This is a genomic window from Reyranella sp., from assembly GCF_050185545.1.
Lineage (GTDB): Bacteria > Pseudomonadota > Alphaproteobacteria > Reyranellales > Reyranellaceae > Reyranella.
This window is the reverse complement of sequence record NZ_JBFWZI010000088.1, coordinates 19,361-29,220: the sequence shown is the minus strand read 5'-3', so window position 1 is coordinate 29,220 and position 9,860 is coordinate 19,361. Positions and strand designations below refer to the sequence as shown.

The following is a 9,860-nucleotide window of genomic DNA, read 5'->3' as shown; positions in this document are numbered from 1 at the left end:
GTATGATGCGATGCATGTCGCTGTCCGGCGCGGTGCTTCGTTTCGTCCTGCCTAAAGCGGTGCCCGAGCCCGAGCAACTTAGCATTGCTCATGCCGGCGATATCCTGCCCGTCACCTTCGTGCGCAGTCGCCGCGCCCGCCGCGCATCCCTCAGGGTCGACGCCGCCCTCCGGCGAATCGTCCTGACGGCGCCGCTGCGCATGGCGCGTGGTACCGCGATCGACTTCGCACACGCCCAGGCCGGTTGGATCGCGGCCCGTCTCAAACGGCTGCCGGTGGCGCGGCCCTTCGTCGATGGCGCCGAGCTGCCGCTGTTCGGCGCGCCGCATCGCATCCGCCATCGCGGCGACGTGCGCGGCACAGTATGGCGTGACGGCAACGAGATCCATGTCGCCGGCCAACCCGAGCACCTGCCGCGCCGGCTGCGCGACTGGCTGACCGCCGAGCTGCGCGGCCACCTGGTGCCGCTGGTCCACGAGAAAGCGGCGCGCGTCGATCGGCCGGTGAAGCGCATCACGCTGCGCGACAGCCGGTCACGCTGGGGAAGCTGCGGATCCGACGCGACCCTGTCGTTCTCCTGGCGCTTGGTCTTCGCGCCGCCCGACGTCGTCGACTACCTCGTCGCCCACGAGGTCGCCCACCTCGTCCATCTCAACCACAGCCAGCGCTTCTGGGCGGTGGCGCGCGGCCTGTGTGACGGCCCGATCGAGATTCCGCAGGCTTGGCTCAAGCGCAACGGCGAGGCGCTGCTGCAGTACGGGGTGTGACTCTCATGGCTGGGAGCGCGCCACTCCGATGGCGCTCATGGGATGTGTCATCAACGAGAAGAGCGCCATTGGAGTGGCGCGCTCCCAGCACATGAGCGATGGCTCCACGTGCCTCCCCCGTAGTCGGGGAAGGCGATCGATGTCTCCGGTCCGTTGCGGCCGGGCGCGGAGGGAGAGCGCCTACTCTGCCGCCGCGCGGGCCGGCGCGACGTTGAGGACTGCGGCTGCCTCTTTGGCGACCGACGTGCCGTCGAAGAAATGTGGGTTCTGGGTGCCCCACAGGCGGACGGCGTTGGCGAAGGTGAAGTCGCGGAAATCGTCCGCCGTGATCAGCTCGTCCGCGACCAGCTCGTAGGCTTCCGGTACCGGGCTCAGCATGTCGGGCACGTCGAAGTGGCCGATGTCGGAGCTGAAGATCGCGTTGATGCGGGCGCCGAACGGGTTGGCCTTGCCGAACGCCGTGACGTTCATGCGGTCGTCGGCCTCGCAGCCGAAATAATACGGCTTGGCGTAGAGCTCGACCCAATCCTCCTTGCGGCTGATCTCGCAGGCGGCGAAATCGTCGTGCACAGGCACGCCGCCGGTGAGGTTGTCCTCCTCCCATTGCGGCCAGCCGTCGCGCCGGTCGAGCTCGGCGGCCATGTCCTCGTAGCCGTACTTGTCGACCAGGCTCCTGAGCAGCTTGCGATCGAGCTTCCTGGGATCCATGTAGGCCAGGCCCTGGGCGCCGCGCCGTTCCCAGTGCTCGATCAGGTCGGCGAACAGCTGGCAGCCCCAGCCGACGCCGCCTTCGAGGAAGGCGAAGCGCAGGTCGGGGAAGCGTCGCGTCACGCCGCCCAGGAACAGGCCCTTGGCGATGGCATGCCCGGCGGCGGCGAAGTGGCCGATATGGTTGAAGGTGAAGTTGCTGGGCGAGTTGCGCAGGCCGAAGCCGCGGCCGCCGGAATGGAAGGTCGGCGCGATCGCCAACTCCCGGCAGCGCTGCCACACGGCGTCGTAGTTGTAGTCGCTGTCGATGCCGAGATTGTCGTAGGTCACCGAGAAGCGACCCACCGTGGCATCGAGGCCCTCGGCCGCCGGGATGCGCCGCGGAAAGCCGCCACCGAACATGGCGACCTTGGCGCCCAGCTGCCTGGTGACGAAGTCGAGCTCTGCGATCGCCTCCTCGGGCGTGTGCATCGGGATCACCGCGGCCGGGGTCAGCCGGTCGCCGAGCTTGGCGAAGTATTCGGCCGTGACCAGGTTGAAGCCGCGGATCACCGCGCGCCTGGTCTCGCCGTCGGCGATGCGCGGAATGCCGAGGCCGGCCGTCGGATAGATGATGCCGAAATCGATGCCCAGCTCGTCGAGCCGGTCGTAGAGCATGCGCGGCATCATCGCCGTGGCGCGATCGCGCGTGTTGGTCGACTGCCGGCCCCAATAGTTCTCCATGGCGATGCCGCGCTGCTTGCGCTCGGAGATCGTGAGCGACAGCGCGTCGGGAACGCGGCGCTGCGAAGCCAGGTAGCCGTCGGCCGCCTTGTCGCCGGCGAGCTTGCGCATGCGTTCGGCGAACACCGGGTTGTACTCGACCCAGTGACCGTCGGCATCGATGATGGGGTGCTTCAGCCCTGAACGAACGTCTGCGGGGCTGCGATGAGAACTCATGCCTGCCTCCAAGGTGCGTCTTCGCCAGTTGACGGCGAAGGCTAGTCCTCGTGGCTGGCGTGTGCAACGTCCGTCCGTTGCGGCAACCGCCACCAGGGCGCGCATTGCCGATATGACGGAACTGCACGCGGCTCCGTCGTCTCGGGAAGCGCCCTAGCCGAACCGGCCGGGGTCGCAAGGCTGCAAGGCATCGGGCAGGGGCTCGCCCGCCATCTGGCGGGCGATCAGACGGCCGGTCGCGGTGGCAAGCGTGAGGCCGACATGCTGATGGCCGTAGCCGCAGTAGACGTTGGCCAGCCGCGGCGCGCGACCGATCGCCGGCCGGAAGTCGGGCAGGCTCGGCCGCTCGCCGATCCAGCGCGAGACCTCGCTGCCGCCCACACCGGGGAAGACATCCTTGAGATGGCGCACCAGCAGGTCGGCGCGCGACCAGGTGGGAGGCTGGTGCGGCGCCGCCAGCTCGACCGTGCCGGCGAGCCGCAGTCCCTCCTCCATCGGCGTGATGAAGAAGCCGCGCTCGGCGGGGCTCACCGGCAGGTCGAAGCGCACGTTGTCCGATGCCAGCATGACGTGATAGCCGCGCTCGGCGACCAGCGGCGCGTTGAAGCCGAGCAGTCGGGTCAGCTCGCCGGAAGCGCGACCGGCCGCGATCACCACCGCCTTGGCGGGTAGCGACTGGTCGGTGATCTGCACCGCGCTGACGCGATCGCCGTCGCGATCGAAACTGCGCACGCGGCCGCGCAGCACCGTGCCACCTTCGGCGGCGAAGCGCTCGGCGAGCGTCGCCACCACGCGATACGGATTGATGGTGTGCATGCCGTCGGGATAGTAGACGCCGCGCACGAAGTGCGGGCTGAGGCCGGGCGCCATTTCGCGGGCGCGCTTGCCGTCGATGAGCTCGAACACGGTGCCCTTGGCGGTCTGCAGTGCCCTTTCCTGCGCGCCGTCGGCGAAGGAGGCTTCGCTTTCATAGACGTAGAGCGCGCCACGGCTCTTGAAGAGCTCGCCCAGGCCCGAGGCCTGGATCTCGGCCTTCCAGGTGACGTTGGCCTCGGCCATGAGGTGGCCGAACGAATCGATGCCCTTGCGGACCTCGGCGTTGCTCCATGCAGCGCGCGCGAAGCGCGCCATCCACGGCACCAGCCAGGGCAGGCTGGGCAAGTGAACGGTGAGCGGGCTGGCGCGGTCCAGCAGCATCTGCGGCACGCGCCGCAACACCGACGGCCGGGCGAGCGGCAACAGGTGGTCGATGGCGACGAAGCCCGCATTGCCGTAGGAGGTGGCGCGGCCGGGCTCGGCGCTGTCGATCAGGGTGACGGCGTGGCCGTCGCGCTGCAGGGCTCGTGCGGTCGCGGTTCCGACGATGCCGGCGCCGATGATGATGACGGGGGGCTGGTCGCTCATCGGGGGACGTTAGCAGATTGATTTACGCCCGTTATTGACTATCTACGGGGGCCATGTTTTCCGCCTTCTCCGACAATTCGCAGTCACCCGGCTGGCACGCCACCACCATCCTGTCCGTCCGCAAGGCCGGCGAGGTGGTGATGGCCGGCGACGGCCAGGTCTCGATGGGCCAGACCATCGTCAAGGGCAACGCCAAGAAGGTCCGCCGCCTCGGCAGCGGCCAGATCGTGAGCGGCTTCGCCGGCTCGACGGCCGATGCCTTCACGCTGTTCGAGCGCCTCGAGAGCAAGCTGGAGCGCCATCCCGGCCAGCTGCTGCGCGCCTGCATCGAGCTCGCCAAGGATTGGCGCACCGACCGCTACCTGCGCCGCCTCGAGGCGATGATGGCGGTGGCCGACAAGGACGTGTCGCTGCTGCTCAGCGGCTCGGGCGACGTGCTCGAGCCCGAAGGCGGCATCATCGCCATCGGCTCGGGCGGCAACTATGCGCTGGCCGCCGCGCGGGCGCTGATCGATGTCGAGGGCCTCGATGCCGAGGCGATCGCCCGCAAGGCCATGAACATCGCCGCCGACATCTGCGTCTACACCAACCACAACCTCGTCATCGAGAAGCTCTGAGAGCGCAATGAGCAACGACTTTTCCCCGCGCGAGATCGTCTCCGAACTCGACAAGCACATCGTCGGCCAGCAGGACGCCAAGCGTGCCGTGGCGATCGCGCTGCGCAACCGCTGGCGCCGCCTGCAGCTCCCCGAGGAGCTGCGCGAGGAGGTGCTGCCCAAGAACATCCTGATGATTGGCCCGACCGGCTGCGGCAAGACCGAGATCGCCCGCCGCCTGGCCAAACTCGCCAACGCGCCGTTCCTCAAGGTCGAGGCCACCAAATTCACCGAGGTCGGCTATGTCGGCCGCGACGTCGAGCAGATCGCCCGCGACCTCATGGAAGCCGCGCTCGACATGTCGCGCGAGCGCCTGCGCAAGGACGTGCGCGCCAAGGCCGAGCTCGCCGCCGAGGATCGGGTGATCGATGCGCTGTGCGGCGCCAATTCCAGCGAGGAGACGCGGCTGCGCTTCCGCCACAAGCTGCGCGCCGGCGAGCTCGACGAGCGCGAGATCGAGATCGAGGTCGCCGATTCCGGCGCCCCGCTGCAGTTCGAGGTGCCGGGCCAGCCTGGCGCGTCGGTCGGCATGATCAATATCGGCGACATGCTGGGCAAGGCGTTCGGCGGACGCACCAAGAAGAAGAAGATGACGGTGGCCGAATCGCACGCCACCCTGATGCGCGAGGAGAGCGACAAGCTTCTCGACCAGGAGAAGGTCGTGCGCGATGCCCGCGAGGCGGTCGAGCAGAACGGCATCGTGTTCATCGACGAGATCGACAAGATCACCGCTCGCAGCGAGTTCCGCGGCGGCGGCGACGTGAGCCGCGAGGGCGTGCAGCGCGACCTGCTGCCGCTGATCGAGGGCACGACCGTGAACACCAAGCACGGTCCGGTGAAGACCGACCATGTGCTGTTCATCTGCTCCGGCGCCTTCCACCTCGCCAAGCCGTCCGACATGCTTCCCGAGCTGCAGGGCCGCCTGCCGATCCGCGTCAGCCTGGCGTCGCTCAGCCAGGAGGATTTCCGGCGCATCCTGACCGAGCCCGAGGCGAGCCTGGTCAAGCAGTACAAGGCGCTGCTGGCGACCGAGAAGGTCGAGCTCGACTTCAAGCCCGACGCCATCGACGAGCTGGCGAAACTGTCCGCCGACATCAACGAGACGGTGGAGAATATCGGCGCGCGCCGTCTGCACACGGTGATGGAGAAGCTCCTCGAGGAGATCAGCTTCACCGCCTCCGACAAGCCCGGCCAGAAGATCGAGATCGACGCCGCCTACGTCCGCGACCGCGTCGGCGCGCTGGCCAAGAACGCCGACCTGAGCAAGTTCGTGCTGTGATTTCCTCCCCACGATGTGGGGAGGTGCCCCCGTCATACGGGGCGGTGGGGTCATGAATCATGCGGACCGGGGGCGTCTCGCCCGCCTCATGATCATGAGCGGGCGAGACGCCCGCGGTCCGGAAGACACATGACCCCTCCGTCCGCGCAGACGCGGACACCTCCCCAGCGGAGACGCTGGGAAGGAAGGTCACCCTCCATGCAGATGGTCGAACAGAAATACGTGATCGCCGGGTGACAAGGTCGTCGAGAACGACGCGACCTCGCCGTTGACCGCCACCGCCCAGACTTCGTGCTCCAGCGCAAGCTGCGCCGTGAGGTCGTCGATCGTGGCGCCGTCGGGGACCTGTACGGTGGCAGTATCGACGCCGCCCGGCAGGAAGCGGCGCAGGTTGCCCCAGGTCCTGACGGTGACTTCCATCACCCGGGCTCGTCGCGACGCGACTTGGGCTGACTCGACCTGGGCTCGTCCAGTCGGGCCAGCGCGATTTTCTCCGCCGTGATCGGCAGGGTCTGCACGCGCACGCCGGTTGCGACGGCGATGGCGTTGGCGATCGCCGCCGGCGGCTGGATGCAGGGTGGCTCGCCGACGCCCTTGGCGCCGTATGGCCCGTTGACGCTCGGGCTCTGCACCAGGATGGATTCAATGCGCGGCACGTCCATCGCCGTCGGCATCTTGTAGTCGGTCAGGTTGGCGTTCAGCACCCGGCCGTCCTGGTAGACGATCTCCTCGCTCAGGGTCTGGCCGATGCCCTGCGTGACGCCGCCTTCGATCTGGCCTTCGATGTAGGTCGGATTGATGGCGTAGCCGACATCCTGCACTACGACGTAGCGGTTGATCGACACCTCGCCGGTGACCTGGTCGACCGACAGGTCGACGGCGTGGGCGTGATAGCTCGGGCTGGTCCAGGCTGGCAGCGGATGGTTCCTGACGCGCGCCGGATCGAAGGTCGGCATGGGCTGGATCACCGCGCCGTGCGAGATCAGGCCGCCGCCCGCGCGCAGCGACAGCGCGGCGATGTCGGCCAGTGTCATGCGCCGGTTGCCGAGCACCACCGCCTTGCCGTCGAGTCGCATGCCGTCGACCGGCACCTGCCACTGGCTGGCGGCGATCTCGAAGACCTGTCGCCGGAGGTCGGCGGCGGCCACGCGACAGGCATTGCCGACCGAGAAGGCGGTGCGGCTGCCCTGGGCGCCGTAGTCGAAAGGCGTCGACTCGGTGTCGACATCGGCCACGCTCACGTCGGCGAGATCGATGCCGAGCTCCTCGGCCAGGATCTGTGCTGCGCCGGTGAGCGCCCCCGTGCCGATCTCGACGGCCCCGCTTATCAAGGTGACCGTGCCCTCGGGATTGATCTTGACGTAGACGCCCGACGAGCCGCCGGTCGTCATCCACCAGCTGCAGGCGATGCCCTTGCCGCGCCCGCGGCCCGGCTTGCGATCCTTCCAGCCGATCGCATCGGCGGCGCGCGTGAGGCATTCGGCGATGCTGACGCTCGCCAGCTTCTCGCCGGCCGGACCGGAATCGCCTTCGTGGAAGGCATTGCCGAGGCGCATGTCGAGCGGGTCGATGCCGAGATCGTCGGCGATCATGTCGATCTGCGATTCCACCGCGAAGTTCGCCATCGGTCCGGCCGGCGCGCGAAACGAGCCGGTGGCGCCTTTGTTGGTGTAGACGGCGACGCCTTCGAGAAAAAGATTGGCGGTGCGATAGGGCCCGTTCAGCACCTGCAGGGCGACCGCCGCCGTCGCCGGTCCGGAGTTGGCGTAGGCGCCGCAGTCGACGATCACCTGTCCCTTGCGCGCCAGCAGCGTGCCGTCGCGGGCGACGCCGGTCTTCAGGGTGACGATGGTCGGCTGGCGCGGATAGGCGTCCAGGAGCTCTTCCTCGCTGGTCGTCATGACCTTGACCGGACGCCGCGCCTTGCGCGCCAGCCAGCCGGCGAAATGCTCGACGCCGACGCGCAGCTTGCCGCCGAAGCCGCCGCCGATGCCTGGCACGATCACGCGCACCTTGCTGGCCGGCAGGTCGAGCACGTCGGCCAGCATGTTCTTCATGTCGAAGGGAAGCTGGGTGTTGGTCCAGACGATGACGTCGCCGTTGCCGTCCCAGCTCGCGACCGCGGCGCGCGGCTCGGTGTAGCCGGGATGAACGAGCTGCGAGGTGAAGCGGTGCTCGTAGACGCGATAGGCCTCGGCGAATCCCGCTTCGACGTCGCCGTGGCCGATCGAGCAGCGGCCCGAAACATTGCCGTCGCGAGCGAACACCGGCAGCGCCTGGTAGGTGCTCCACTGCGGATGGACGAGCGGCGCGCCGTCGGCCAGGGCTGCCTCCGGGTCGAACACCGCGGGCAGCGCCTCGTACTCGACCTCGATCAGGCCGATCGCGCGGGCGGCGATCTCCATGGTCGTCGCTGCCACGGCGGCGATCGCCTCGCCGACGAAGCGAACCTCGCCGTCGGCCAGCATGGGGCGGTCCTTGATCGCCGTGCCGAAGCGGATGATCGGTATGTCGCGGGCCGTCAGGATGGTGCGTACGCCGGGCAGCGCGCGTGCCTTGGTGGTGTCGAGGCGCACGATGCGCGCGTGGGCATGCGGGCTGCGCAGGATCTTCCCGAACAGCATGCCGGGCAAGGCGAAGTCCGCGGCATAGACGTGCCTGCCGGTGACCTTGCCGACGCCGTCGAGACGACTCAGCCGCTGGCCCGCAACGCGATGCTGGTAGCCGCTCATGGCGAGGCCTCCATCCGACGAGCCTCGATCCGGCGGGCGGCGAGGGCGACCGCATCGACGATCTTCTGATAGCCGGTACAGCGGCACAGCGTGCCCGACAGCGCCTCCCGGATCTCGGCCTCGCTGGGCAGCCGGCCGCGACACTCGTCGAGAAGAGATTTGGCCGTGAGGATCATCCCCGGGATGCAGTAGCCGCATTGCACGGCGCCGCATTCGATGAAGGCCGCCTGAAGGGGGTGCAGCGATTCGGGATCGCCCAGGCCTTCGATGGTGGTGATCGACCGGCCCTGGCACTGTCGCGCCAGCAGGATGCACGAGTTGACCGCCTTGCCGTCGAGCAGGACGGTGCACACGCCGCATTCGGCTTCCAGGCAGTTCTCCTTGGTGCCGCTCAAGCCAAGCTCGCCGCGCAGCACCTGCAGCAGCGTCCAGTGCGGCTCGACCATGACCTGATGGCTCTCGCCGTTGATGGTGAGCTCGAGCGGGGTCCGGGTCATACGGCGGCTCCTCGCATCCGGTCGCGGCAGGTCGCCAGGGCACGCTCGACCAGGGCGGCGACCAGCAGCCTGCGATAGCGCGCCGAGGCGCGCACGTCGCCGATCGGCAGCGCGGCCTCGGCGGCCAGCCTGCCGGCCTCGGCGAACGAGGCCCCGTCATCGCCGCGCTCGGCGATCAGCGCCTCGGCCGCGCTCGCCCGGAAGGTGCGCGGGGCGGCGGCGCCGACGGCAATACGCACCTTGCTGAAACCCTCGCCGTCCTCCCTGCCGCCAAGGTGGGCGGCGACGCAGACCACCGAGATCTCCATCGCCTTGCGCCGTCCGGCCTTGAGGAAGGCCGTCGCGCTCGCCGCCGGCGGCCGCGCGAACCTGACCGCGGTCAGAATCTCGTCATGCTGCCGCTCGGTGCGGCCGCGATCGAGCAGGAAGCGATCGAGTGGCAGGCTGCGCGCCTGCTCTGAACCCTGCAGATCGACGATCGCATCGAGCACGAGCAGGGCCGGCACGACATCGGCCGCCGGCGAGGCGTTGACGATGTTGCCACCGACCGTCGCGACATGGCGGATCTGGCGCCCGCCCACGACGGCCGAGGCCTCGGCGAGGGCAACCAGCTGCTTCCGGAAGCCGGGATGGAAGACCACCTCGTTGTGCGTCGTCATGGCGCCGATCGTGATCTCGTGCGGAGTCTCGCGGATGCCGTCGAGGCCGAGGCCGGACAGGCTGACGAGATGCTGCGGCGCCAGCCGCTTGCGGTTGATCTGGATAATGAGGTCGGTGCCGCCAGCGATGAAGCGGGCCGCCTCGCCATAGCGCTGCGCGAGCGCAATGGCGCCCGCAACGCTGTCCGGCTGGTGAAAATCGAAGCCCATGACGGGCCC

At 68.7% G+C, this 9,860-nt stretch carries 9 protein-coding genes; 3 read left to right on the top strand and 6 right to left on the bottom strand.

Annotated features, from left to right (window positions below; genetic code table 11):
* A partial coding sequence (locus tag AB7O82_RS21735) for a M48 family metallopeptidase (protein ID WP_428620160.1) occupies positions 1–767 on the top strand: 767 nt, incomplete at its 5' end.
* Between the two features lie 180 nt (positions 768–947).
* Here AB7O82_RS21735 and AB7O82_RS21730 read toward each other — a convergent pair.
* The gene (locus AB7O82_RS21730) at positions 948–2,414 is read right to left on the bottom strand and encodes an amidohydrolase family protein (protein ID WP_428554287.1); all 1,467 of its coding nucleotides are present in this window, start codon (positions 2,412–2,414) and stop codon (positions 948–950) included.
* Positions 2,415–2,567: 153 nt separating this feature from the next.
* Positions 2,568–3,818: an NAD(P)/FAD-dependent oxidoreductase gene (locus AB7O82_RS21725; RefSeq protein ID WP_428554284.1), complete on the bottom strand. Its 1,251-nt coding sequence runs from the start codon at positions 3,816–3,818 to the stop codon at positions 2,568–2,570.
* Positions 3,819–3,871: 53 nt separating this feature from the next.
* Here AB7O82_RS21725 and hslV point away from each other — a divergent pair, with 53 nt between their 5' ends.
* Positions 3,872–4,435, top strand: coding sequence for an ATP-dependent protease subunit HslV (gene hslV / locus AB7O82_RS21720; protein WP_428620159.1), 564 nt, complete (start codon positions 3,872–3,874; stop codon positions 4,433–4,435).
* A gap of 7 nt (positions 4,436–4,442) precedes the next feature.
* Positions 4,443–5,753: an ATP-dependent protease ATPase subunit HslU gene (gene hslU / locus AB7O82_RS21715; protein ID WP_428620158.1), complete on the top strand. Its 1,311-nt coding sequence runs from the start codon at positions 4,443–4,445 to the stop codon at positions 5,751–5,753.
* Positions 5,754–5,942: 189 nt separating this feature from the next.
* Here hslU and AB7O82_RS21710 read toward each other — a convergent pair whose 3' ends face one another.
* From AB7O82_RS21710 to AB7O82_RS21695, 4 genes are read right to left on the bottom strand one after another with little or no spacing between them, the layout of a single operon-like run.
* Positions 5,943–6,173 (bottom strand): MoaD/ThiS family protein, encoded by a 231-nt coding sequence (locus tag AB7O82_RS21710; RefSeq protein ID WP_428620157.1) that lies wholly within the window; start codon positions 6,171–6,173, stop codon positions 5,943–5,945.
* The gene (locus tag AB7O82_RS21705; protein WP_428620155.1) at positions 6,173–8,485 is read right to left on the bottom strand and encodes a xanthine dehydrogenase family protein molybdopterin-binding subunit; all 2,313 of its coding nucleotides are present in this window, start codon (positions 8,483–8,485) and stop codon (positions 6,173–6,175) included. The genes AB7O82_RS21710 and AB7O82_RS21705 overlap by 1 nt, the downstream gene beginning before the upstream one ends.
* Positions 8,482–8,982 (bottom strand): (2Fe-2S)-binding protein, encoded by a 501-nt coding sequence (locus tag AB7O82_RS21700; RefSeq protein ID WP_428554799.1) that lies wholly within the window; start codon positions 8,980–8,982, stop codon positions 8,482–8,484. The genes AB7O82_RS21705 and AB7O82_RS21700 overlap by 4 nt, the downstream gene beginning before the upstream one ends.
* Positions 8,979–9,851 (bottom strand): FAD binding domain-containing protein, encoded by an 873-nt coding sequence (locus AB7O82_RS21695; RefSeq protein WP_428554802.1) that lies wholly within the window; start codon positions 9,849–9,851, stop codon positions 8,979–8,981. Before AB7O82_RS21695 ends, AB7O82_RS21700 begins: the two co-directional genes overlap by 4 nt.
* Positions 9,852–9,860: the final 9 nt, after the last annotated feature.